The organism is Streptococcus sp. HMSC067H01 (assembly GCF_001814775.1).
Classification (GTDB): Bacteria; Bacillota; Bacilli; order Lactobacillales; family Streptococcaceae; genus Streptococcus.
Genome location: NZ_KV817796.1, coordinates 1 through 211, shown reverse-complemented (window position 1 = coordinate 211; position 211 = coordinate 1). Strand labels below are relative to the sequence as shown.

1 protein-coding gene is annotated in these 211 nt (G+C 38.4%); it reads left to right on the top strand.

All coding sequences use genetic code 11. The features are described from left to right. A partial coding sequence (locus HMPREF2987_RS11015) for a mucin-binding protein (protein WP_180364506.1) occupies window positions 1-211 on the top strand: 211 nt, incomplete at both ends.

Here is a 211-nt window from a genome sequence, read left to right as displayed (position 1 = left end):
TCGTAAATGATGTGAAGAAACCAACTAAACAAACAGTTAAGTTTGAAGGAGCAGGCGATAAGACTCCAGGAGACAATGTCCAAGATGACTTTACATTTACTGGTAAAGAAAACAAAGCTTCTGAAACTACAACATGGAATGAGAAGAGCCATACTTATGGTAAGGTATCTGTTCCAGTAATTCCAGGTTACTACGCTGATAAGACAGAAGC